Source organism: Actomonas aquatica, assembly GCF_019679435.2.
Lineage (GTDB): Bacteria > Verrucomicrobiota > Verrucomicrobiia > Opitutales > Opitutaceae > Actomonas > Actomonas aquatica.
In genome coordinates, this window is the sequence record NZ_CP139781.1 from 5,743,953 (window position 1) to 5,767,020 (window position 23,068).

The 23,068-nt window shown below is 64.2% G+C and carries 18 protein-coding genes; 8 read left to right on the forward strand and 10 right to left on the reverse strand.

The annotated features are described in order from the left end of the window. The first annotated feature begins 56 nt into the window (after window positions 1–56). The 3 genes from K1X11_RS21950 to K1X11_RS21960 all read left to right on the forward strand — a co-directional run bounded on the left by K1X11_RS21950 (window position 57) and on the right by K1X11_RS21960 (window position 5,527). Window positions 57–1,967 carry an O-antigen ligase family protein gene (locus K1X11_RS21950; protein ID WP_221030348.1) on the forward strand — a complete coding sequence of 637 codons (1,911 nt, stop codon included), beginning with the start codon at window positions 57–59 and terminating at the stop codon, window positions 1,965–1,967. 23 nt (window positions 1,968–1,990) lie between these two features. Next, window positions 1,991–3,136 carry a FecR domain-containing protein gene (locus K1X11_RS21955; RefSeq protein ID WP_221030347.1) on the forward strand — a complete coding sequence of 382 codons (1,146 nt, stop codon included), beginning with the start codon at window positions 1,991–1,993 and terminating at the stop codon, window positions 3,134–3,136. Between the two features lie 129 nt (window positions 3,137–3,265). Further along, window positions 3,266–5,527: a CHASE2 domain-containing protein gene (locus K1X11_RS21960; protein WP_221030346.1), complete on the forward strand. Its 2,262-nt coding sequence runs from the start codon at window positions 3,266–3,268 to the stop codon at window positions 5,525–5,527. A 40-nt stretch (window positions 5,528–5,567) separates the two neighbouring features. On the opposite strand, the gene K1X11_RS21965 is transcribed toward K1X11_RS21960, so the two are convergent. Next, on the reverse strand, window positions 5,568–7,700 hold the full coding sequence (locus tag K1X11_RS21965; RefSeq protein ID WP_221030345.1) for an ArnT family glycosyltransferase: 2,133 nt from the start codon (window positions 7,698–7,700) through the stop codon (window positions 5,568–5,570). A 108-nt stretch (window positions 7,701–7,808) separates the two neighbouring features. On the opposite strand from K1X11_RS21965, the gene K1X11_RS21970 reads away from it, so the two are divergent. The 3 genes from K1X11_RS21970 (at window position 7,809) to K1X11_RS21980 (ending at window position 9,672) form a co-directional block, all read left to right on the forward strand. Continuing rightward, entirely contained in the window at window positions 7,809–8,681 is an 873-nt protein-coding gene (locus tag K1X11_RS21970) for a TraB/GumN family protein (protein ID WP_221030344.1), read from the forward strand. 68 nt (window positions 8,682–8,749) lie between these two features. Further along, window positions 8,750–9,307 carry an RNA polymerase sigma factor gene (locus K1X11_RS21975; RefSeq protein ID WP_221030343.1) on the forward strand — a complete coding sequence of 186 codons (558 nt, stop codon included), beginning with the start codon at window positions 8,750–8,752 and terminating at the stop codon, window positions 9,305–9,307. After that, entirely contained in the window at window positions 9,304–9,672 is a 369-nt protein-coding gene (locus K1X11_RS21980; RefSeq protein WP_221030342.1) for a DUF6768 family protein, read from the forward strand. Before K1X11_RS21975 ends, K1X11_RS21980 begins: the two co-directional genes overlap by 4 nt. A 78-nt stretch (window positions 9,673–9,750) precedes the next feature. Here K1X11_RS21980 and ilvB read toward each other — a convergent pair whose 3' ends face one another. Next, the gene (gene ilvB / locus K1X11_RS21985) at window positions 9,751–11,526 is read right to left on the reverse strand and encodes a biosynthetic-type acetolactate synthase large subunit (protein ID WP_221030341.1); all 1,776 of its coding nucleotides are present in this window, start codon (window positions 11,524–11,526) and stop codon (window positions 9,751–9,753) included. Between the two features lie 138 nt (window positions 11,527–11,664). On the opposite strand from ilvB, the gene K1X11_RS21990 reads away from it, so the two are divergent. Then, the gene (locus K1X11_RS21990) at window positions 11,665–12,480 is read left to right on the forward strand and encodes a TIGR00282 family metallophosphoesterase (RefSeq protein WP_225919352.1); all 816 of its coding nucleotides are present in this window, start codon (window positions 11,665–11,667) and stop codon (window positions 12,478–12,480) included. Here K1X11_RS21990 and K1X11_RS21995 read toward each other — a convergent pair. From K1X11_RS21995 to K1X11_RS22030, 8 genes are all read right to left on the reverse strand, one after another. After that, entirely contained in the window at window positions 12,463–14,625 is a 2,163-nt protein-coding gene (locus K1X11_RS21995; protein ID WP_221030340.1) for a hypothetical protein, read from the reverse strand. The genes K1X11_RS21990 and K1X11_RS21995 overlap by 18 nt on opposite strands. 25 nt (window positions 14,626–14,650) lie before the next feature. Further along, window positions 14,651–16,759: an ArnT family glycosyltransferase gene (locus tag K1X11_RS22000; protein ID WP_221030339.1), complete on the reverse strand. Its 2,109-nt coding sequence runs from the start codon at window positions 16,757–16,759 to the stop codon at window positions 14,651–14,653. Window positions 16,760–16,796: 37 nt separating this feature from the next. Then, the gene (locus K1X11_RS22005) at window positions 16,797–17,777 is read right to left on the reverse strand and encodes an acetyl-CoA carboxylase carboxyltransferase subunit alpha (RefSeq protein ID WP_221030338.1); all 981 of its coding nucleotides are present in this window, start codon (window positions 17,775–17,777) and stop codon (window positions 16,797–16,799) included. Between the two features lie 78 nt (window positions 17,778–17,855). Continuing rightward, window positions 17,856–18,218, reverse strand: coding sequence for a tetratricopeptide repeat protein (locus K1X11_RS22010; RefSeq protein WP_221030337.1), 363 nt, complete (start codon window positions 18,216–18,218; stop codon window positions 17,856–17,858). Window positions 18,219–18,318: 100 nt separating this feature from the next. Then, window positions 18,319–18,939, reverse strand: a complete 621-nt coding sequence (locus K1X11_RS22015; protein WP_221030336.1) for a YceI family protein — start codon at window positions 18,937–18,939, stop codon at window positions 18,319–18,321. 38 nt (window positions 18,940–18,977) lie between these two features. Beyond that, a complete protein-coding gene (locus K1X11_RS22020; RefSeq protein WP_221030335.1) occupies window positions 18,978–19,247 on the reverse strand; it encodes a hypothetical protein in 270 nt (89 codons plus the stop codon). A 73-nt stretch (window positions 19,248–19,320) separates the two neighbouring features. After that, a complete protein-coding gene (locus K1X11_RS22025; RefSeq protein WP_221030334.1) occupies window positions 19,321–20,214 on the reverse strand; it encodes a hypothetical protein in 894 nt (297 codons plus the stop codon). A 61-nt stretch (window positions 20,215–20,275) separates the two neighbouring features. Then, a complete protein-coding gene (locus tag K1X11_RS22030; protein WP_221030456.1) occupies window positions 20,276–21,493 on the reverse strand; it encodes a glycoside hydrolase family 27 protein in 1,218 nt (405 codons plus the stop codon). A 176-nt stretch (window positions 21,494–21,669) separates the two neighbouring features. Between K1X11_RS22030 and K1X11_RS22035 the strand changes: the two genes are divergently transcribed. Further along, entirely contained in the window at window positions 21,670–23,031 is a 1,362-nt protein-coding gene (locus K1X11_RS22035) for a GH1 family beta-glucosidase (protein WP_221030333.1), read from the forward strand. Window positions 23,032–23,068: the final 37 nt, after the last annotated feature.

A 23,068-nucleotide genomic window follows, 5' to 3' on the forward strand; every position in this document is an offset into this window, starting at 1 on the left:
GGGGTGGTTTTTTTTGGGGTGGCGCCGGGGAGGTGATGCGCCTTGCTGTGAGGCCGATGGCGTTGTCCCCGCGCGAAACGGTTGGTGTTGGAGCCTGGTTGGATCGATTGATCACTGGGCTGTATCTGGGCGTGCTGGCGTGGGTCGTCTGGAATCTCGGTGGGGTGATGGCGCGGCCGATGGGAGCGGGATTTGCCGGGGCGATGGCCGTGGTGGTATTGGTGTGGCTGCGTTGGCTGGTGCTGGACGCGACCGGTCTGCCGCGCGGGTGGTGGTGGCCACTGCCGATGCTGGCTTATGCCGGGCTGCATGTGGGCGGGCTTTCGGCGACGCCGGGGCGGGCGGTGATGGATGCCTTGCTGGGCGTTTGGGGCGTGGCCGGCTGGTGGGGGGCATTGCACCTGGTGCGGTTCAAAGAGACGCGGCGCTGGCTGTGGCTGGGCGTGGGGTTGATCACGGTGGTGATGGGGTTGCTGGCGTTTTACCAACGGGCGGTGGACCCGACGTGGCTGCCGCTGGACCGGATTCAATCCAAGCAATACCAAGAGCGTTCGAGCGGACCCTTTGGGGTGCCGAACAACATGGCGGCCTGGATGCTGATGGTGCTGCCGCCGGCATGGTGGTTGACGTGGCGTTGTCTGCGCAAGCGGCCGGAGGCGGCGCTCACGGCGGGCGTGGTGGCGGTGCTGGCGAGTGCGGCGCTGGTGTTGAGCCTGTCGCGCGGCGTGTGGCTGGCGGCGTTTCTGGCGCTGGCGGTGTGGGCGACCGTAGGGCGATCCGGAGGGTGGGGCCGACGTTTTGGCTTGGGCGTTGCGGTGCTGGTAGTGGCGGGCGGGTTGGTGGCGTGGAGTTATGCCAAGCTGCCGGTGGTGCGGGATCGGATGGACATCATGGTCGAGTATCGGGGCGAACGGACGCGTCCGATGATGTGGTCGGCAGCGTGGCAGACTTGGCAGGACTCTCCTTGGACGGGGAGTGGGGGCGGCAGTTTTGAGGCGGTGTTGGAGAAACACCGGCCGGCGCCGTTTCGGGATGCGCCGAAGTGGGTGCACAACGACTACCTGAATGTATTGAGCGACTATGGGGTGGTGGGGTTTGGTCTGAGTTGGGGATTGGCGGCGGTGGTTTTGGCGGGCACGGCGTGGCGACATAGCCGACGGCGAGTGGCTCAGGCGGATGGCGGGGAGCGGGTGGCGTTTGACGACGGCTGGCGGACGGCGGTGGGCGTGGGCCTGCTCGGCCTGTTGTTGGCGAGCGTGGTGGATTTTCATTTCCATATCCCTGCGGTGGTGTGGTTGGCCGCGCTGGCGGCGGCGGAGTGGACGGGAGGGCGGCGGCGGGGTGACGCGGTGCCGCGAGCTACAGTGCGCACGAGTAGGGTGAGGCGAATCGGAGCCGCGGCGGTCGGGCTGGTCGCGGTGGTATTGGCGGTGCTGGCTTGGCCGCGCTATGTGGCGGAGCAGCATCGGTTTTTGGGGCGGGAGCTCACGGACAAGCTGGCCGATAGGGGCGGGGCGCCGTCGGAGGAAGATCTTGCCGCGATTCTGGTGCATTTTGAGGCGGCGACGCGTTTGGCGCCGGAGCACGAACTAGGCTGGGCGGAGTTGTCGATGGCGATTGCGTTGCAGGCGCACGTCGAGCCGGAGCGAAAGGTGGAGTTGGGGCGAGAGGCCGAGGTCGCGGCGCGGCGGGCCTTGGCGCTGAGCGAGGCGGTGGCCTGGCATTGGGTGCGCCTCGGGGTGGCCTTGGATTTACAGGGGGAGTGGGCCGAGGGGGGCTTGGCCTTTGGGCGGGCGGTAAAATTAGCCCCGACCAACGCGCGGGTTTGGTTTTACCAAGGCTTTCATTTCAGCCAGAAAGCTCACACCCACGCTCTCGCGAGGGTCGCTTTAGCCACTTGCTTGCGTCTTGACGGTGGAATCCGGCAGGCAAAAGCTCTCCGCGCTGACCTGGAGCGATCCCCGTAGATCGTTTTGAAACCACTTTACCGATGTCCTCCCTCAACTTTCGCCGGTTCCTCATCGCCTCAATCGCAGTTCTGCTCACCTCCGTCGTCGTGGCGCAGGCACCGGTGAAGCGAGGTTACGTGCGGCTGACCCGGATCGGGCCGACGGTGCAGGTGCAGGACAACGCGACCGGGGAACTGAAATACGACCTGAAGGAACAGCCCACGGAAGAGATCCGAATTTTGGAGAAGAGCACTGTGCTGACGGTGGGGGACGACTCCCGGGTCATTCTGGTTTTCTCCAATGGAGCAACGATCACGGTAGCGGAGAAATCGATTCTCAATATCGAAAGCTACCGGCAGAATCCGTTTGCGGGCGACTACAAGCCGGCCTCCGCCTCGGAGGAGCCTCCGGCCGATTCGCATACACGCATCCGACTCGAATATGGTGAGTTGGTGGGCAACGTGAAGAAGCTGCGACCCGACTCTACCTTTACCGTGGAAACTCCGGTTGGTGCCGCTGGTATTCGCGGCACGACCTTCCGCGTGGTGTATCGCCCGCAGGGAGACGGTCAGGCTTTCTTTTCGGTGACGACGCTTGAGGGCGACGTTGGTGTCACGACCAACGAGGGCACGGTGGACGCACCGATTAGCGTCGTGGACGAGCAGGAGGTCGTGATCGTGATCGAAGTGGATGACGATACCGGTGAGGTCACGGTCGTGACGCCGGTCGAGGAGATCGCTCCCGCCAACGCGGATACGGGGACGTTGGCGGACATGACGGCGGCGGTGCAGGATTTGGCCGAGGCGGTCGTGGATCTCGTGTTTACGGCTGAGAATTCCCAAACCGACGAGCCCGCCGAGGAAGGCGCCGGTGAGACGGGTGATGAATCAGCCGAAGATCAGGAAGAGCAGGAAGACGAGGGTGATGACGAATCCGACCAGCAAGATTCGGAGGAAACCGATGAAGGCGAAGGTCAGGATGAGGGTGAGCCGGGAGATGAGGGCCAACCTGGCGAAGAAGGTGCAGGCCAAACACCGGAAGGTGAAGGCTCGGATAACGAGTTCACCGGAGGAGAAGAAGGGGATGATGACGGTGAGCAGTCCCAAACTCAAACGCCTCCCGAAAATGACATTCCCCCGGTGATTGATAACGCCGACGAGCAGACTCCTGGTGCGGGACAAGGGTAAATCTTCGGCTTAATAACTCCTTTTCGCCCCGGCCGTCGGCCGGGGCTTTTGTTGGGCGGGCTTACTTAAAGCGGCTGAGGTGGGCGATTTACTGGACCTCGCGCTCGGGGCCGGACTAGCTTCGGCGGCATGAGCTCGGCGCGCGTGAAGACACTGTGGGTGATCCTGGCCTTACTGCCGGTGCCGGTGCTGTGGTGCTTTTTATTTGAGTCGGGCTCGCTCAATCGAGCGCGGGATTGGTCGATGGACCTGCGCTACCGTATCCGTGGTCCGGTGACGACCGAGGCGAAGGTGGTTTACGTCGACATCGACTCGCTGAGCATGAGCAAGATTGGCAATTTCCCGTGGAGTCGGGCTTATCTCGCCAAAGTGGCCCGCACCTTGATCGAAGAGGCGGGGGTGAAGGTGGTGGGCGTTGACTTGGTGTTGTCGGACGCAGGTTTGGCGGAATCGGCCGACATCAATTACATTGTGCAGGGCAACCGCGAACTGGCGGCCTATTTGTGGAACGATCCGCCGGTGGTGCTGGCGAGTTCGTTCTCCGCGCAGGTGTCGACGGACATCAATGGCAATTTGATTTATCGGCAGCTCCCGCGGGTGGCGGGGGAGTTGCCACCCATCCATGAAATCGAGGGGCCGGAGGTGCCGGCCATACGCGTAGTGCCGGGCCAGCCGCCGTATTCGCCGGGCAGCACCGGGCTCATCGACACCGAGGATCGAGGTGTGCGACGGGTGCCGTTGTGGGCGCCGACCGATGTGCGCACCTACTACCATCTTTCGGTGGAGATGCTGCGACGCTATTGGGATCTCGATATTGACGGGGTGAGGGTGGACGGCGACCGACTCCTGTTCGTGCGTCCGGACGGCGAGGTGTTGCGTTCGGTGCCGATGCTGCGGGGGCAGATGCTGGAGTTGAACTGGTTTTCCAAATGGGACTCTCCCGACCACAATCCGCGGATCAGTTTTTATGACGTCTACGCTTACGCGAGCGCCTTGGAAACAGACGATCCGGAGGTTGTCGCTACGGGGGAGGCCTTTTTTGCCCAGGAGCAGTTCAAGGATGCCCTGGTGTTGATCGGTCCGGTGGACCCTTTGCTACAGGATTTGGCGACGACGCCCTTGGATGAAAATGCGGTGCCCAAGGTGGGGGTGCACGGCAACGCGTTGAAAACGATCCTGGCGGAGAAATATATCCGGAGACTGGATACGTGGCAGATCTATGTGGTGGTGGTGCTCTTCTCCGTGCTGGTGGCGACGTTGGCGATTTGGGGCGGGCATCGCAGCGCCCTGGCGCGGTTGGTGGCGGTGTTGCTCGTATTGGGCTACGTGGGGCTTTCGCTGTGGCTGTTCGGCTCGCAGCATCTGGTGTTGCCGTTGGTGACGCCGGTGGGATCGGCGCTGTCGATGACCTTCCTGGCGATCGGTTGGCAGGTGGTGCAGGAGCAGAAGGCGAAGGGCCGCATCAAGGGCATGTTTGGCACCTACCTCGCGCCGACAGTGGTCGAGTCGATGATCAACTCGGGCAAGGACCCGGAGCTCGGCGGTCACGACGCGGAGATCACGCCGTATTTTTCGGATATCCAGAGTTTCTCCTCGTTCTCGGAGGTGCTGACGTCGTCGCAGTTGGGTGAACTCCTGAACGAGTATCTGACGGCCTGCACCGACATCATTCAGGCCGAGGGCGGCACTCTGGATAAATACATCGGTGACGCGGTGGTGGCGATGTTTGGTGCGCCGGTGGATTTGGCCGACCACGCCTACAAGGCCTGTTTGACGGCATTGCTGGTGCAGCAGCGGCTGGATGAGCTGCGGGCCAAGTGGACAGCCGAAGGCGACAAATGGCCGGACATGGTGCACCGCATGCGCACCCGGATTGGGCTCAATACTGGCAAGTGTATGATCGGAAACATGGGCAGTCGGACGCGCTTCAACTACACCATGATGGGGGACAATGTGAACCTGGCGGCGCGCATGGAAAGTGGTGCCAAAGCGTGGGGCGCGTTCACCATGGTGGCGGACACCACGCGGGTCGCTTGCGAGCAGCATGGCGGTGACCGGATCGTGTTTCGTCGTCTGGGCCGCATCACGGTGCAGGGCCGTTCGCAGCCGGTGCCGATTCACGAGGTGACGGGCCTGCGCGAGCAGGTGAGCGACCGGACACTGGAGTGCCTGGCGCTGTTCGATCAGGGCTTGGAAAAGTATTACGCGCGGGATTGGGAGGGCGCGGCGGCGCTCTTCAAGCGGTCGGCGGAACTGGAGCCACTCATTCCGGGGCAGGCACCCGGCGTGAAAGCCAACCCGTCCTTGGTTTACCAAAAGATCGTCGCGGAGACAGCGGCGAAGCCGCCCCCGCCGGATTGGGATGGCGTTTACCACATGACGAGCAAGTGAGGGATGAGCATCGGCGCGGCGTGGCGCCGGGGTCCGTTGCTCACTCGATCACGATGTCGCGGATGTAGAACCAATCGAAGTTTTTGCGGCCTTCCGGTCCCGGGTCGGAGCGAATGAGCAGCTTGTCGTCGGGCGCGAGTTGCAGGGGCAGGCGCAGGATCTGCATCGGCCGGTGGGCTTCGTTGCCGCGCGGGTTGATGTGGCGCTGGAAGAGGTTTTCCACGGTGCCGTCGGCGGCAAGACGCTCGACGATGAGGGTCGCGCCATCGGTGTCCATGTAGTCGTTCTGCCAGACGCTATCGAACATGCCGTATTCGACCAGCAGGCTGGTCGCGCCGGGGGGCGGCGTGAACCAGAGGCGGGTGGTCGGATGCGCGTTGATGAGCATGCCGTCGGTGGTGTTGAGCACGGCCGGGCCAAACTCGAAGTAGAAGCGATCGGGCAACGGCGAGAGGTTGGCGAAGAGGCGTTGCTGACGCTTGGTCAGGTTGGCGGTCTCGACGGTGGCGCCCTTCATGGTGTCGGCGTAAACCTGCACGGGATCGCCGCCCACGTCGTTGGGATTGGCGTCGGCGGGGAGGAGTTCGGACATCACGCGCTGGGTGAAATACACGTCGGCGTAGTCCAGGCGCAGCATCGGCTCGCGGGTGATGTCGAAGGCGCGCATGACGTGCTCAACCAAGGCGTCGTTGCCGCGTTGGTCGCGCACCAGCACGAGACCGGCCACCTCGTTGGGGTCCAACTTGGCGAAGGCCTCGTCGAGCACCGCCGGGTCATAGATGGTGCCGAAGGCCAGCATGAGGGCGCGGCGTTGCGCGTAGTAGGGGATGACTGAGCTCCATTCGTCGCCGGCGATGATGAGGACTTCGTTGTCCTCGGTGAGCTGGAGCAGACCGTTGGTGAGGTTGTCGCCCGAGCTGCCGCGGACCATGCCGGCGCGGTAGTGTTCGTTGAAGGTCTGGATTTGTAGGCCGGCGACGAGCGCGAGCAGGCCGAGGGCGGGGAGGCGGGTCCAGCGTGAGCGCTCGGCGAGACCGGAGAGGGCGAGTCCCCAACCGAGGGCGGCGACGCCGGCGATGGCGACGAAGTAGTAGTCGTGAATCGAATACAGGTTGGGGAAGATGGCCTGAGTGCCGAGGAAGGTGGCGAGGCAGAGTAGGGCGGCCCAGCGCAGGCGGCCGGCGAGGGTGGCGGCGATGAGGGCGAGGACGACGATCAGCAGGGGCGGGAGCAGGCCGAGCTCCCATTGGCGAGCGAGTTGGGTCCAGCGATCGATGGAGAAACGGTCGGCGAAAAGGTTTTGGCCGAAGTTGAAGCCAGTGAGGTTGTCGGAGCGCAGGATGCGTCCGATGGGGTTGAGGGCTTTGGTGGCGTCGGCAAAGTGAGTCCACCACCACGTAGCGATAAAGGCGGGCAAGGCGGCGGCCGCGCCCCAGCCGACGAGGACGAGCGCCTCACGTGGGTTGCGCTCCCGCAGGGCGCGGATGAATGGGGTGAGGCCGATGGCGGCGCAGGGCAGGCCGGCGGCGAGCAGGGTGGTGGCTTTGGTGAGACCGGCGAGGGCACCGAAGACGCCGGTCGCGACGAGCCAGCACAGTGAACGTCGGCGCAACATGAGCGCGAAGCTGAGGACGAACCAGGCGGCGAAACACAGGGCCATGGTTTCGATAAGAAAGGCGCGGCCGTAGAGGATGTTGACCGGACTGAGCAGCACGGGAATGAGGCACCACCAACGGCGGGCGACGGGCACGCCGGCCAATCCGAGGAGCAACCAGAACGCGGGCAGCGTGGCGTAGAAACAGACGAGGGAGACCGTGCGGGCGACCTCGGTCATGGAGAGGTCGCCGTGCTGCGTGATCCACGCGACGGTCCACTGGTAGAGGGGAAACTCCATCGGGATGGACCAGGGACGGCCGAGGATCGGCGTGGGGTAGGCGAGGTCGTAGTTGTCCTCGGCGATGATAAAGTGCGTCGAGTGAGCCGTCTGAGTTTGGCGGAAGGAGTTGCCGGGCAGGGCGGTGGAGCTCCAGCTGATCGTGACGGCCTGGATTTGCCAGACGAGCGCGCCGAGCAGGCAGAGCAGCGCCAGGAGGTGTTCGAGTCGGCCCGGCGTGGTGATGGCGGGGGCAGGGGACCCGGGGGAATCGGGGGAGGCGGCGGAACGAGGGCTCAAGGTGCTAGTGGCTAGGTGGACGGGGGCGCGGGCACAAGGGTTTTGCCGGGGATCGGCCGCGCGTCGAAAGTGCTGGCCGGGTGAACCGGCAAAAGCAAACTGCTGGCCATGAAACGAACTGGTGCGATGTTCCTGGCGGCGGTGGTGGCGGCGACAACGGTCCTGGCCGGATCGTCGGTGTGGCGGGCCGAGTTGGACGGCGAGGTGGTTTACCTGGGCGGCACCTGTCACATGCTGCGGGCGAGCGACTTTCCGCTGCCGGCGGAGTTCGACGCGGCTTACGCCGAGGCCGACACGCTTTACTTCGAAACCGATCTCAACGCGATGCAGTCGCCCGCGGTGCAAATGAAGATCCTGGAAGAAGGCATGTTGGGAGACGGCACGGTGTTGTCGGATCACCTGAAGCCCGAGACGTGGGCCGCCTTGGAGGAGCACTGCGCCAAACACGGACTGCCGTTGGCCGCCTTTGCGCAGATGAAGCCGTGGTTGCTCACCGTCACGCTGGCGGTGTTGGAGTGGCAGAAGAACGGGGCGGTGCAGGAAGGCGTGGACATGCACTATCACGCGCTGGCCGAAAAGGACGGCAAAACCACCGCGGGGCTCGAAGACATCGATGCGCACCTGCAGTTCGTCATCTCCATCGGTGACGGACAGGAGGATGAGATGCTGTTGAGCACTTTGCGCGACTTGGAGACCTTGCCGCAGATGGTGAGTGAACTCATCGCGGCGTGGCGCAGCGGCGACATTGAGACCATGGACACGGCGATGATGGCCGACATGCGCAAAGAATTTCCCAAGGTCTACACCGACCTCGTCACGGGCCGTAACCACGACTGGGTGCCCCAGGTGCTGGCGATGTTTAAGCAGCCCGGCACGGAATACGTGTTAGTGGGCGTCGGCCATTTTGGGGGCGAGGAAGGCTTGATCGCGCTGCTCGAAGCCGAGGGCGTGACGATCGAGTTGGTCGAAGTGGAAGAGTGAGTTTTGGCAGCTCGGGTCGGTTTATTTGAACCGATCCGGCGGATGCGAACGACTTGGGGGGCGAAACCATGGAAAGAGACGCCCGCCAAGTGCTGAGTGAGTTGCTGATCCTGCGAGCGCAGGGCGGTGATGAACGCGCGTTTGCCGAGCTCCACCAGCTTTGGTGCGGCGACGTGGAGCGTTACGCGGCAGGAAAAGTGGGGGATAGGCATGGCGCGGAGGAGGTGGCCCAGTCGAGCTGGGTGGCAATCGCCCGCGGGCTGGGGCGGCTGGACGATCCGGCGCGTTTTGCGGGGTGGGCGTTTCGCATCGTGGCGCGGCGGGCGGCGGACTGGATCCGGGGCCGTCAGACCGCGCGGCGGCAGGCGGAAGAGCTGCAGGGGCAGGTTGCGACGGAAGTGGACGACGGTCCGGCGCCGGCGAGGGACGATGACATCACGCGCCTCCAGGAGTGTATCGCGGGTATGGATACGGCGACACGGGAGCTGCTGGAACTCTTTTACCAAACGGGGCTATCGGTCGGCGAAATCGCCGACGTGTTGGGCGTGCCGGCGGGCACGGTAAAATCCCGCCTGTTTCACGCCCGCGAAGCCCTCAAACGCCAAATCGAAAGGGAATCACCATGAACGACAGCATTGATGAAAAAATCCGCGCGGCGCTGCGCGATTCGACCGATGGAGATGCGCTCGCCCGCGAGCCCAACCTTGCCCAGGAGCTGATCACGGCCTTCCGGGGGCGCAACCGCTTCACCAACGTGATGGCCTTCGTTATGAGCATCGTCTCGATGGCCGTCTTTGTGTGGTCGGTGATGCGTTTCTACGACGCTGCGGTCGTGCGGGACCAGTTGGTCTGGGGCGGCGTGGCGCTGTTCACGCTGATCTTCATCTCCTTCATGAAGGTCTGGTTCTGGATGGAGATGCACAGCAACCGGGTCCTGCGCGAAGTGAAGCGGGTGGAACTGCTGCTGTTGAGCAAGCTGCAGGAGCGCTGAGCGGCGCAGGTGGAAAACAAAACGCCCGCGCCGGGAAGGGCGCGGGCGGAGAGTTGGTAGGTAAACGGTGGATACCGCTTACTTGAGGATCATTTCCTTCACCGTCTTGCCGGCGGGGACCATCGGCATGACGTGTTCGGTGTAGGGCACGATGACGTCGAGCAGGTAGGGGCCTTCGCAGTCGAGCATCTCCTGCATGGCCTCGCGCAGGTCTTCCTTGCGGATGACGCGACGGCCGGGGATGCCGTAACCTTCGGCGATCTTCACGAAGTCCGGGTAGAGCGCTTCGGGATTTTCCGGGCCACCGATGTTGTTCTCGTCGCCGAGAATGGTGTTACCGCGGATGGAGCCGTAGAAGCGGTCTTCCCACTGCACGACCATACCGAGGTGCTGGTTGTTGAGGATGAGAGCCTTGGCGCCGATCTTCTCGATCTTGGCGGTGGCGAGCTCCTGGATGTTCATCGCAAAGGAACCGTCGCCATCGATGTCGACGACCTGCTTGTCGGGCGCGGCGACCTTGGCGCCGAGGGCGGCCGGGTAACCGAAGCCCATCGCGCCGAGGCCGAGGGAGCTGATGTAGTGGCGGGGCTTGTCGAAGCGGTAGAACTGGGCGGCCCACATCTGGTGCTGACCCACGCCGGTGGTGATGATGGCTTCGCCCTTGGTGAGCTCGTATAGGGTCTTGATCGCCTCTTGGGAGGTGATGTGCGGACCGTCTTCGTAGGCGAAGGGGTGGTCGCGCTTCCACGCCTGGAGTTGGGCGTGCCACTCGCTGGTATCGGGCGGGGTGAAGTTGTGGGTGGCGATGAGCTCGTTGAGGCGGGTGAGGGCCTGCTTGATGTCGGCCTGGATCGGCAGCTCGACGCGTTTGTTTTTGTTGTGCTCCGAGGCGTCGATGTCGATGTGGACGATGGTCGCTTCGGGCGCGAACTTGTTGACATCGCCGGTGATGCGGTCGTCGAAACGGGCACCAAAGCCGAGCAGGAGGTCGGCCTGATCGACGGCCCAGTTGCCGTAGGCGGCGCCGTGCATGCCGAACCACTGCAGCGAAAGCTCGTGGGTTTCGGGGAAGGCACCGACGCCCATGAGGGTGGTGGCCACGGCGACGTTGGTGGCTTCGGCAAAGGCTTTGAGCTCGGCGGAAGCCTCGGCGGAGATGATGCCGCCCCCGCAGTAGAGGATGGGGCGTTTGGCCTTGGCGATGAGGTTGAGCACCTCTTTCAGCTGCTCGTCGCTGGCGGCGTGCTGCTGACCCACGTAGGGGTTGGCGAACTCGACGGAAGCCGGGAAAACCGGAGTGAGGCGGGTCTGTTGGACGTCCTTCGGGATGTCGATGACGACGGGGCCGGGACGACCGCTGCGGGCGAGATGGAAGGCCTCTTTGAAGACGCGCGGCAGATCGGCGGCGTCCATCACGAGGTAGGAGTGCTTCACGATCGGCAGGGTCATGCCGTAGAAGTCGGTCTCCTGGAAAGCGCTCTTACCGATGAACTTGGAGTAAACCTGACCGGTGATGGCGACCATCGGGATGGAGTCCATGTAGGCATCGGCGATGGCGGAAACGAGGTTGGTCGCGCCGGGGCCGCTGGTGGCCATGCAGACGCCAACGTCGCCCTTCACGCGGGCGTAGCCCTCGGCGGCGAAGGAACCGCCCTGCTCGTGACGCGGCAGGATGGTGCGGATCTTGTCGGTGCGGGCGAGAGCCTGATGGAGCTCTTGGGACGCGCCGCCCGGGTAGGCGAAGATTACGTCCACCCCTTCACGAATCAGGCACTCGACAACTACGTCGGCACCATTCATTTCGCGGCCAATTTCAGGCGAGGGAAAGTCGGTGGGTTGGGAGGACGTTTTCATAGCGGTTTATTTGTGGACAAAGGAGAACGAGCAAAGCGCAGGGCGGTTCGCGCTGGCAAGCGCTTAAACCCGTCGGTTGCCAGAGGTAAAACGGTCACGGTGGGTGGGGCGCCAAGGTGTTGGATTTTGGAGTTGGTATTGCGTGCGACCGAGGTGCAGGGTGCCGCGGTGATACGGATTCTTTTTATTGGCGACATCGTGGGCCGTCCGGGCCGGGACAAGATCGCGACCTGGTTGGGTCGATTGCGTGAGAAGCACCGCCTGGATTTTGTGGTCGCCAATGCGGAAAACGCCGCGGCGGGCGCGGGCATCACCGGCTCCATCGCCAAGACCCTGCTGGGCCAGGGCGTGGACGCGATCACACTCGGCGACCATGTGTGGGATCAGCGTGGTTGGGAGCACGAGATCGACGGTTTTCCGAAGGTCTGCCGGCCGGCCAACCTGCCGACGGAGTGCCCGGGGCGGGACCATGTGGTGCTGGAGAAAAACGGTTTCCGGCTGGCGGTGTTTACGGTGCTGGGACGCACCTATCTCAACCTGAAGGCGGAGTGTCCGTTTAAGGGGGCAGACACGATGTTGTCGCGCACGGTAGGGGCGGGCGTGGCCGATGCGGCGCTGGTTGAGATTCACGCCGAGGCGACCTCGGAAAAGATCGCGTTGGGTTGGTATTTGGACGGGCGCGCGGCGGCGGTGCTGGGCACGCACACCCACGTGCCGACGGCGGATGCGACGGTGTTGCCCAATGGCACCGCGTTCATCACCGACGTCGGCATGACCGGGCCTTACCGCGGGGTGTTGGGCCGGCAAATCGAGCCGGTGGTCGGGCGTTTCGTAGATGGGATGCCGCGTCGGTTTGGCGTGGCGGAGGAAGACGTGCGTTTGTCGGGCGTGTTGATCGATTTTAATCCCGAGACGCGCCGCGCCGAGCGCTGCGAGTTATTGGTCGTGAAGTGAGGCCTGGGCGTCGTCGCGGCGGACGTCGACGCGGCCCCAGTAGGCCCAATCGCGGGTGAGGGTTTCACCGGGGCTGGTTTGCAGCACGAGTTGGCGGGTGCCGGCGGGTAGCGCGAGTTGGTGCTGCTGCGGGTTTTGGAAATCCGGATCTTGGTGAGGCCGCAGTGCGTGCTCGGCTTGGGCGAGCGGGGCGCCGTTGTCGTTGAGGGCGACGATGGTGAAGGTCACGCCGTCGGTGGTCTCGGTGGCCGTGGGATCGTTGTAGGCGGCGGGTTGCAGACCGATGGTGTAGTCGACGGTCGCGGCGGCGGGGGACACTTGGATCCAAAGCTCCGAGGAAGGGTGGGCGCCGAGGGCTTGAGTGCCGTCGGGCAGATCCACGACGTTGAAGCCGAATTGGGTGCGGTATTGGAAAGGCGCCGGGGTGATGAATTTGAAAATCTGGTCGGCCTGGATCGGCTGGACGGCGGTCAGCTCCGAGCCGGTTACGAAAGGTTCGGGCGGGGGCGGCGGGGGCATCTCGGCGTGTAGCGTGACATCGTCGAAAGCGGGGTTGTGCAGCAGGGCGGAGATGACCCCGATGGAGAATTGCGGGACGATGTAGGCATCGGTGATGGGTCCGGAGGCGATGCGGTTCGGGCCGATGCCGTAGCGCTCGTGCACGTCTTGCAGCAGTCCGGTGTTACTGCGCTGGTGAGAAGAGAGCCAAAGCGCCACGACGGACGTATCGCCGAGCGCGTCGAAATAGCGGGCGCGAGCGGCGGGGTCGTCGGCGACTTCATCGACGAGCATGAGGGCGCGGCGCTGCATGTAATAGGGCGTGGCGGCGTTCCAGTTTTCGCCGGCGATCACCACGACGCCTTCGGGCGGGAGTTGGTCGCGCAGCACGTGGATGAGGTCGTTGCCGCCCCAGGAGCGCAGGGTTTGGGAGGGGTGGAAGAGGCGGAGGTAGCTGCCGGTTTGAGCAGCGATCAGCGCGACGACCAGTAGTGCGGGCACGCCGCGACGGAGTGGCGCTGGCAATGCCGTGCTCACGCGATCCAGCGCGGCGGCGAAGGCGACGACGACGAACGGACCAATGGCGTAGAAGTAGTAGTCGTGGCGCTGATACAGAACCGGGAAGAGGAGAATCGTGCCGAGGACCAGGAGGAGAGGGATGAGGAGGAGTCGGCGCGTGCCGGACGGCGCTCGCCAGGCGGCAAGCAGTGCGAGCGGCAGCAGCCACCACGGCAAGAGGCTGCCGCTGATGTGGCCGGACACGGCGGACCAACCGGCGGGGTCGGTGCGATCGGCCCAGGTGCCAAAATTGGTGTCGGAGAGCGCGGCGGAGGAGAGTTCCTGGCCCCCGGGAGACTGGGCTTTGATGGCGTCGGCAAAGGACAGCCACCACAGGATACTCACGGCGGGCAGCAGGGCGGCGACGAAACCGAGGCGAACGAGGTGGAAGACGCGAGGGAGGTCTTTCGCGCGCCACGCGGTCCACGTGTGATGCAGTCCGATGAGGGCCGCGGCCGCGCACCACGGCACGAAGGTGGTGACTTTGACGAGGATGGCCAACGCTCCGAGCACGGCGGTGAGGCCGGCGTAGGCGAAGCTGCGGGTCTCCGGTTGGCACATGCGAATGAAGGCGACGAGAAACCAGACACTGAACCCGAGTGCCATGGTTTCGATGAGCACGGAGCGCGTGTAGAAAATGTAGAGCGGCGCGGTGGCGGTGAGCGCAAGCGTGGTCCCGGTGACGATACCGGGCGCGCGCAGTTGGCGCAGGAGCACGTAGAGCCCGGCGAGGACGCCGGGGAAGAGGATCACATTGACGGTGCGGGCGGCGACCGGGATGGACCAGCCAGTGAGTTCGACGAGACCAGCGACACTCCATTGGTAGAGCGGGAACTCGAAGGGGATGGACCACGGGGGGCCGAAGAGCGGGGTGGGATATGCCAGACTGAAGTCGTGATCCTGCACCATATGGTGCACGCTGAGGGCGGTCTGGGACTGGCGAAACTCGTGGCCGACGAGGAAGCCGGCCGTGAAGTTTTGGGTGACCCACCACGTATTGAGCAGGATGGCGGCGAGCACGAGCCAACTCCAGAAGGGGGGAAGCCGGCGGGAGTCGGGAGACGGAGCGGGAGAGGGCTCTGGCACCATGACGGAAGGTGAAACGGGCCGGGGCTTACTTGACCTCGATGCGTTGCCAATAGGCCCAGTCGAAGCTGTAGCCCTCGTTGCGGCGGGTGGCAAAAATCAGGTGAGCCGGGAGGGGCGACGGCAGCGGGAACGAAACGGTTTGCGCACCGCGGTCGGCGGGGGCGGAAACGGGGGTGAGGGTGCGGGTAAAGAGCGGGGTTTGGGTGCCGGCGGCATCGACGCCGTAGACGATAAACTCGACGCCATCGGAGAGGGTTTCGGCGCGTTCGTAGCTCTCGGGGCGCATGCCGAAGGTCATCTTCACGGTGTGGGCGGTGGGCGGCGGTTGAATCCAGATGTCGGCGTCGGGATGGGCGGTGAGCACGAGTTGGCCGTTGATGTTGGCGACCTCGAGATCGTATTTCGCGCTGTAGTGGTGGGGGCGCGGGCTGGCGAAGGAGAAGAGGCTCTCGGCCAGCTCGGGGGGGACGGCTTGGAGCGAGTTGTCGGCGACGATGGAGGGCGGGAGCACGGGTTCGTCGGCAGCGCGGTTGACGACGAGGGTGCGGTAGTTGGGGTCCTGTTCGGTGGCGTAGCGGACGACGCCGCGCAGGTGATTGCTGAGGTAGAGATCGTGGTGGCCGTCGGTGATGGAAATCTGGGGATCGAGGTCGAGGGCAGTGGTGATGGGTTCGATGAGGGTGGGTTTATCCCGCATCTCTCGAGCGACGAGCAGGCCGGCGATCTCTTCGTCCTCGAGACAGCCGAGCAGCTTCACGGCGGTGGCCGGGTCGCCCATGATCTGGTTGTGCAACATGAAGGCGCGGCGATCGGCGTAGAAGGGAATCGAGGCGGCCCAATCGTCGCCGAGCACGATGAGCACGCTGTCGGTGGGCAGTTTTTCGCGGATGAGGGCAGTGACGAGGGTGCCGCCGGGCGAGTCGACCAGCTGGATCTCGCGGTAGTCGCGGATGTAGCCGTGGAGTTGGGCGGCGCAGACGGCGATCAGCAGGAGCGGAGCGGCGTAGCGCAAGCGATGGCGCAGGTTTTGCAGCCCGGCCAGACACCAGGCGGCGGCGGTGAGCAGGGCGATGCCGTTGGCGTAGAAATAGTAGTCGTGATACGAATACAGGATCGGAAAGCCGACTGGCACGGCGATGAACCAGGCGAGGGCGATCCACGGCCAGCGATCCCGACGGCGCCAGGCGAGGGCGGTGGCGGCGACGGCGACCGCGAGGATGATCCACGCGGGCGAAACGGCGCGGGCGGCGTTGGTGGCGGCTTCGGCCCAGGTGGTGGGGTTGGTGCGGTCGGCCCAGGTGCCGAGGTTGAAGCTGCGCAGGTTCTCTGATTGCAGCCAACTGCCGCCGGGGGAGGTGGCTTTGATGGCATCGGCGGTGCGCAACCACCATACGGTGAGGCCGCCGGGCAGGACGGCGGTGACGGTGCCCAACCAGAGCGTGCGACGCCAGGCGGCCCAGCCGGCGGCGCGCCATTGTTGCCAGCTCCAGAGGATGCCACCGAGAGCGGCGGCGCCACACCAGGCCATGAAAGTGGTGACTTTGACGAGGGCGGCGAGGCCACCGAGCACACTGGCGACGACGGCCCAGCTCAGACTCGAGCGGTGGCACATGCGGGCGAAGGCCCAGAGAAACCATACGCTGAACATGAGCGCCATGGACTCGATGAGCACGGCGCGGGTGAAGAACAGGTAGACCGGCGAGCAGAGCAGCAGGGTCGGTGCGAGCCAGCGACCGATGGTCTCGCGGGGACGCAGTTCGCGGAGCAGCAGGACGAGACCGACGAGGGAGAGGTAGAAGCAGGCGAGATTGAGCGCGCGGCCACTCTCGACGACAGACCAGTCCGTGTGGGTGGAGAGCCAGGCCGTGCCCCATTGGTAGAGCGGAAACTCCATCGGGATCGACCACGGCGGGCCGAAGAGGGGCGTGGGGTAAGCGAGGCTGTAGTTATCTTCCCGCGCGATGAAGGTCGCGGAGATGGCAGTCTGCGCTTGGCGGAACTCGTGACCCGGCAGGAAGCGCGCCGACCAATTTGCGGTGACGAGATGGAAATGCAGCCCGAGGGCGAGGAGCAGGGCGAGCTTGGGCCAATGGGCCAACCAGAGCGCGAGCGGTCCGCGCGGGGAGGCGGCCACCACCGTCGGAGCGGGGGGGGCCGCGGAGGCTGCAGAATCAGGCTTTGGCAACTCCGGCCTCCTCGTAGACGCCCATGTGACGGAAGCGTTCGTAGCGAGTATCGAGGAGTTGCTCTGGAGAGAGACCCTTGAGGTCGTTGAGGTGCTTTTGCAGGGCGTAGCCCAGAGTCTGGGCGGTTTGGGCGGGGTCGTGATGGGCGCCGCCGAAAGGTTCGGGGATGACCTCGTCGACGATGCCAAACTTGTCGAGGTTGATGGCGTCGATCTTGAGGGCGGTGGCGGCGCGGGGCGCCTCGGCGGCGTCCTTGTAGAGGATGGCGGCGCAGCCCTCGGGGGTGATCACGGAGTAGTAGCTGTTCTCCATCATGAGCACGCGGTTGGTGACGCCGATGCCGATGGCGCCGCCGGAACCGCCTTCACCCACCACCACGGAGATGGTCGGGATGCGGAGCATGGCCATTTCGCGGAGGTTGACGGCGATGGCTTCGGAAACGTGGCGTTCCTCGGAGCCGACGCCCGGGTAGGCGCCGGGGGTGTCGATGAAGGAAAGGAGGGGCAGGCCAAACTTCTCGGCCATTTCCATCAGGCGCAGGGCCTTGCGGTAGCCCTCGGGCTGGGGGTGGCCGAAATTGCGGGCAATTTTGTCCTTGGTCTCGCGGCCCTTTTGCTGGGCCACGATCATAACGGGTTCGCCGCGGAAGAAGGCGGTGCCGCCGATGAGCGCCTGGTCGTCGCCAAAACGGCGGTCGCCGTGCAGCTCCTGGAAATCGGTGCACAGGGCGTTGATGTAATCCAGCGAGTAGGGGCGCTGGGGGTGGCGTGCGATCTGGACCCGCTGCCACGGCGTGAGGTTGGAGTAGATGTCGCGCTGGGTGGCCTCGATCTTCTTTTTGATGCCGGCGATCTCGTCGCTCAGATCCAAATTGTTCTCGAGGGATTGCTGACGCAGCGCGTCGAGCTGCGCGGTGAGGTCGCGCAACGGCTTCTCGAACTCCAGCGTATAGGCGGGCTTATCCATGCGCGGCGGAGGCTAGGTGGCTCAGGGAACGGCTGTCAACGGGCAGGAATAGGCCCGGATGGTGCCAAAAAAGAGGGGTCAATTGATGCCGTCGGTCTGGCCGGGCGGGGTCTTGAGCTGGTCTTTCCAGCCAAGCATTTTGGCGCGGGCACCGAAACGTTCGGCGGCTTCCTTGTCGCCTTTGCCCACCCAAATGCGGGAGAGGGTGGTGTTGATGAAGAGGTCGTCGGGCTGAAGCGCGTGGGCCTGTTCGGCGGCGTGGAGGGCCTCGTCGAGGCGCTCGAGGTTGAGGTGGATCTCGGCGCTGGCGTGCCAAGCGGCAAAGGACTGGGGGGCGGCGGAGGTGGCCTCGTTGATTTTGGCCATGGCTGCATCGTGGTCGCCCATGGTGTAGTCGAAGGTGGCGTCTTCGATGAGGGTTTGGAGGGCGTCTTCGGTCATAGGCGCAGTGAAGGCGAACGGGCGGAAGTGGAAAGAAAAAGAAAAGACCGGCTCAACGAAGAGCCGGTCTGGAAAACCGATGGGAGGATGCTTTGGGCGATCAGGCGTCGGGCGCGCTGCCGACCATGGCGATGCTGAGGTCGATTTGGTCGGCGACCTTGTCCTCGTTCTGGCCGGGACGGATGCCGTAGTCGGAGCGGCTGATGGAGAATTCGCCGCGCACGACGAGCAGGTCGCCGCCGATCTCGGGCTTGTTGATGCGCTTGCCGAAGGCGTCGGCGAGGTAGGTGAGTTTGACCGGCACAGAGATGTCCTTGGTCACGCCCTTGAGGGTGAAGGAACCGTGGGCGGTGGCGGTGGTGGTGGTGCCGGCGGTGGAGACGTCGGAGAGGCTCTCGATGGCGAAGGTGATCTCAGGATGACCGGCGGCATCGATCCAGCCCTCGCTGAGGAGGTGGTCACGCATGGTGTCGTTGGTGACCTTGAGCGACGGAGTGGCGACGACGATGGTGCCGGTGGTGGCGGCCGGATTGGCCGGGTCGAAGGACACGGTGCCGGAGATGCCGTTGGCGGTGCCGGCGATGGGCTCGAGCAGCGAGTCCAGATGGAAGGAAATCGCGTTCACGCCCTTCGGGTCCTTGAAGTCATAGGACGCCGGAGCGGCCATCGCAGCACCGGCGATGGACAGGGAGAGGAGGAAGGCAAGGATGGTCTTTTTCATGTTGGTTTGGGAAAGGGAAATGAGGGAGCCGCCGAGCATCAGACCGCGGCGGTCGGTCGGCGCTTGACGAAGAGCGACACGCCGAAGAGCACGACACCAAGAGCGACGCCGCCGACCAGGTATTCCATGCCGGGCACAAAACGATCTTCGTAGGTCGTGTATTCGAGGCCGGTGATTTCGTCGATTTGGGTGACGGGCACCTGGTCCATGCTCCAGCCGGAGTGGGCCCCGGCGTTCACCCACCAAATGACGGTGGCGACGACGAGCAGGAGGGAGAGGAGGCGGAGAGGAAGGCGCAGGGCTGCCATGCGCCGTAGCGAGGGCGTTCCGCGTTGAAAGGCAAATGGCCCGGAACGAAATTTCAGGGCGTGGCCAGCTCGCTCATCGGTGCTGATGGCGGCGGCGACTGTAGGCGAATGCCAGCCCCACGAGGCCGGAGAGCAGGGCGAAATTGGTGGGCTCGGGCACCGCGCTGAGCGAGTTGGCGGAAATGTAAGCCGCGATATCGGTGGCGTAGTTTCCGACGTAGGAAAAACCGCTGGCCTGGTAGGTGGTGGTCGAGGTTGCTACGCTGCCGGTCCACCAATTGATGCCCGTCAGGTAAAGGGTGTCGCCGGACGTGAGAAACAGGGGGGCACCTGAATCGCCGGGTTCCAACAAGGCCTCGTAGGTCAAACCGCCGGGGGTGTTATAGAGCGAAACCAAGGCGTGATCCGTGGTGCCGGCGACCTCGTTGTTGGAAATCCAGGACTCGAGATAGTTTTCGCCGACGGCGAGATCCTGGGTCGTCGACCACGTGGTGTCGGAGTGGCCCGTGATCTTGGCCCGGCGACCGGCGATACTGGAGGAGGCAAATTCGGCGAAACTGGAGATGGTCTCCGTTTGATAGTCGTAGCTCGTGTAAGTCGACGTGAGGGGAGTCGCGAGCAGGCCGATCCAGAGGTCGGAAGAGCCGAGGCGTTGGCCGCCGGTCACCGTGACCGTGGTGCTGGCTCCGGCGGGGTCGTTGCTGTTGTAGAAGGTGACCGAGGAGCCCACTTCCGGGTGGTAGTGGTTGGCGCTGAGAAAAACGTCCAGCGCCACCAGGGTCGCCCATTGGCCGGCGCTGCTGCGGCCGACGCCGGACCAGTCAAAGGCGCTGCCGATGAAGTCCGGGTCGTTGGCGAAGCGGTCATTGGTCTCGGTCGAAAAATCGACGATGACGACCGCGTGGACGGCGTGCGCGAACAGCAGCGAGGCGAAGGGCGCTAACAGAGCTCGGGCGATGCCAGTCATTGGCGCGAACGTAGGTGTCGTGCGCGACTTGGCAATACGCCCGAGCTGGGTCGAGGCGGTCTTATTCAGCCGGCTTGCGCAGGCGGAACATCATGACGTCGTGCGATTCGACGACGCGGGAGTAGTTCTCATCGGACATTCCGACGACTTCTTTGGTCCACACGTCGTAGAGTTCCTTGGGCTCGCCGAGCATGTAGAAACGATGGAAGGGGATGGTGAGTTCGCGGGCTTCGTCGGCGGTATTGAGCGCGCAGACGGCCCATTCGCCGTCGCTGAGTTCTTTGAGGAAGATCTCGATGCCGGCGGCGTCTTCGTCGAGGGCCTTAAAGCCCTGCTTGCCGAGGGGATCCTGGTTGATGGCAATGACGTCGGGATCGGTCATGATGGCGGTGATCTCATCGCTCATGTGGCGCACGTCGTTGCCGGCCATGAGGGGGGCGGCGATCATGCACCAAAGGCTGAAGTGGGCGCGGGACTCGGCGACGGTGAGGCCGTCGTTGCCGACTTCCATCATGTCGGGGTCGTTCCAGTGGCCGGGGCCGGCGTATTTGGCGATGCCGTTGGGGCCCCACTCCTTCACCAGTTCGGATTGGAGATCGAGGATGCGTTTCCAGCCCATTTCCCACATCTTGTAGCCGTCCCAGGAGTCGTAGATGTCGCCGGTGGTGCGCCAGAGGTGACCAACGTCCTCGGCCCATTCCCAAGGTTTGGCGGTGCCCCATTCGCAGATGGAGAACACGATCGGCCGGCCGGCGGTGTAGAGGGCGTCACGCATGGTGGTGTAGGCCTCGCGGGCGTCGCGGGTCTCGGTGTAGCACCAGTCGTATTTCAGGTAGTCGATGCCCCAGGAAGCCCAGAGACGGGCGTCCTGATATTCGTGGCCTTGGGAGCCCGGGTAGCCGGCGCAGGTTTTGGAGCCGGCGCAGGAATAGATGCCGAGTTTGAAGCCGCGCTCGTGCACGTAGTCGGCGAGGGCCTTCATGCCGGAGGGGAATTTCTCCGGGTCGGCGACGAGGCTGCCGTTTTCGTCGCGTTCGCGCAGGGACCAGGTGTCGTCGAGCACGATGTATTCGTAGCCGGCGTCACGCATGCCGTTGGCGACCATGGCGTCGGCGACACCTTTCACGAGGTCTTCGTTGATGTTGCTGGCGAAGGTGTTCCAGCTGTTCCAGCCCATGGGCGGAGTCTGGGCGAGGTCTTCAAACTTCTGGGCCGAGAGCGGGCTGGCGAGCAGCGCGGCGCCGAGGGCCAGGGCGGACAAGGGGTTGAGGCGATTCATCATTAAACAGGATTTTTGGGTGAAGAGGGGAGGGAGGAACAGGGGCGTTTTAAACCGGGTTTGTGGAAGGGGTTGCGAGGAGGAGAACGGGGTTTTCCGCGGAAGCAAAGTGCATCCTAGCGAACGCGGCGCTTTACGGCATTGAGAAATATTATCTTGGTTAGCGTTTTACCGGTATGAGTTTTCCATCTGAATTTACCTGGGGGGCTGCCGCGGCGGCCTATCAAATCGAAGGAGCTTGGAACGTGGATGGCCGCGGTCCGTCGGTGTGGGACACCTTTTCGCAGACTGCGGGCAAGGTGTTTGAGAACCACAACGGCAACGTGGCCTGCGATCACTACCATCGCTGGCGCGAGGACATCGGGCTGATGAAGCAGCTCGGCATCAAGGCCTACCGCCTGTCCCTGTCCTGGTCGCGCATCCTGCCGCAGGGCACGGGCGAGGTGAACGAGGCGGGCCTCAAGTTCTACGACGACCTCATCAACGGCCTGCTCGAGGCCGGCATCCAGCCGTGGGTGACCCTCTTCCACTGGGACCTGCCACAGGCGCTGCAGGACCAGGGCGGTTTCACCAATCCGGCGATTGCCGACTGGTTTGGTGACTACGCGACGATCGTGGCCAAGCGCCTCGGCGATCGGGTGAACCACTGGATGACGATCAACGAGCCGCCGGTGATCCTGGGTCTCGGTTATCAGGACGGTGTCTTCGCCCCCGGTCTGAAACTCTCCTACGCCGAGTGTTTGGCGGCTGCGCACAACCTGTTGCGCGCCCACGGCAAGGGCGTGCAGGCCCTGCGCGCAAACTGCGTGGGACCGCAGCAAATCTCCATCGCGCACACCTCACGGGAACCGATCCCGGCGAGTGACTCGCCGGCCGATATCGAGGCGGCCCGCGCCCGCTATTTTGGCTGCGTTGCCGAGAACATGTGGAACCTCGCCTGGTGGGCGGATCCGATCGTGTTGGGTCGTTATCCGGAGGATGGTCTGGAGCGCTTCAAGGAGCACCTGCCGACGATCACCGACGCCGACATGAAGCTCATCTCCGAGCCGATCGACTACCTCGCCTACAACTGCTACTCGGGCTACAAAGTGAAGGCCGGGGCGGACGGCGTGGCCGAGGTCATCACCGATGGTCACGGCATCGGCAACCCGCGCGGCACGCTGCCGTGGCTGAGCATCGCGCCGGAGGCGATCTACTGGGCGGCCCGCTGGCAGACCGAGCGTTACAAGCTGCCGCTGGTCTTCTCGGAAAACGGCTTCTGCAACACCGACTTTGTGCATCGCGACGGCAAGGTGCACGACAGCCAGCGCATCGAGTTCATGCACCACTACCTTACGGCCATCGGTAAGGCGATCGACGACGGCGCCGATGTGCAGGGCTACTTCTACTGGTCGATCATGGACAACTTCGAGTGGGCCGAAGGTTACAAGGACCGTTTCGGCATCGTGCACGTCGATTACCAGACGCAGGTGCGCACCCCGAAGGACTCGTTCTACTGGTATCGCGATCTCATCGCGCGGGGCGGTCAGCTCGACTGAGCGACTGAACCGGTTGAGATATTTTGTATGGCGGGTG

Coding starts and splice junctions, on each gene's coding strand:
- K1X11_RS21950 (WP_221030348.1), top strand. CDS start 57: ATGGCGTTGTCCCCGCGCGAAACGGTTGGTGTTGGAGCCTGGTTGGAT.
- K1X11_RS21955 (WP_221030347.1), top strand. CDS start 1,991: ATGTCCTCCCTCAACTTTCGCCGGTTCCTCATCGCCTCAATCGCAGTT.
- K1X11_RS21960 (WP_221030346.1), top strand. CDS start 3,266: ATGAGCTCGGCGCGCGTGAAGACACTGTGGGTGATCCTGGCCTTACTG.
- K1X11_RS21970 (WP_221030344.1), top strand. CDS start 7,809: ATGAAACGAACTGGTGCGATGTTCCTGGCGGCGGTGGTGGCGGCGACA.
- K1X11_RS21975 (WP_221030343.1), top strand. CDS start 8,750: ATGGAAAGAGACGCCCGCCAAGTGCTGAGTGAGTTGCTGATCCTGCGA.
- K1X11_RS21980 (WP_221030342.1), top strand. CDS start 9,304: ATGAACGACAGCATTGATGAAAAAATCCGCGCGGCGCTGCGCGATTCG.
- ilvB (WP_221030341.1), bottom strand. CDS start 11,526: ATGAAAACGTCCTCCCAACCCACCGACTTTCCCTCGCCTGAAATTGGC.
- K1X11_RS21995 (WP_221030340.1), bottom strand. CDS start 14,625: ATGGTGCCAGAGCCCTCTCCCGCTCCGTCTCCCGACTCCCGCCGGCTT.
- K1X11_RS22005 (WP_221030338.1), bottom strand. CDS start 17,777: ATGGATAAGCCCGCCTATACGCTGGAGTTCGAGAAGCCGTTGCGCGAC.
- K1X11_RS22010 (WP_221030337.1), bottom strand. CDS start 18,218: ATGACCGAAGACGCCCTCCAAACCCTCATCGAAGACGCCACCTTCGAC.
- K1X11_RS22015 (WP_221030336.1), bottom strand. CDS start 18,939: ATGAAAAAGACCATCCTTGCCTTCCTCCTCTCCCTGTCCATCGCCGGT.
- K1X11_RS22020 (WP_221030335.1), bottom strand. CDS start 19,247: ATGGCAGCCCTGCGCCTTCCTCTCCGCCTCCTCTCCCTCCTGCTCGTC.
- K1X11_RS22025 (WP_221030334.1), bottom strand. CDS start 20,214: ATGACTGGCATCGCCCGAGCTCTGTTAGCGCCCTTCGCCTCGCTGCTG.
- K1X11_RS22030 (WP_221030456.1), bottom strand. CDS start 21,493: ATGAATCGCCTCAACCCCTTGTCCGCCCTGGCCCTCGGCGCCGCGCTG.
- K1X11_RS22035 (WP_221030333.1), top strand. CDS start 21,670: ATGAGTTTTCCATCTGAATTTACCTGGGGGGCTGCCGCGGCGGCCTAT.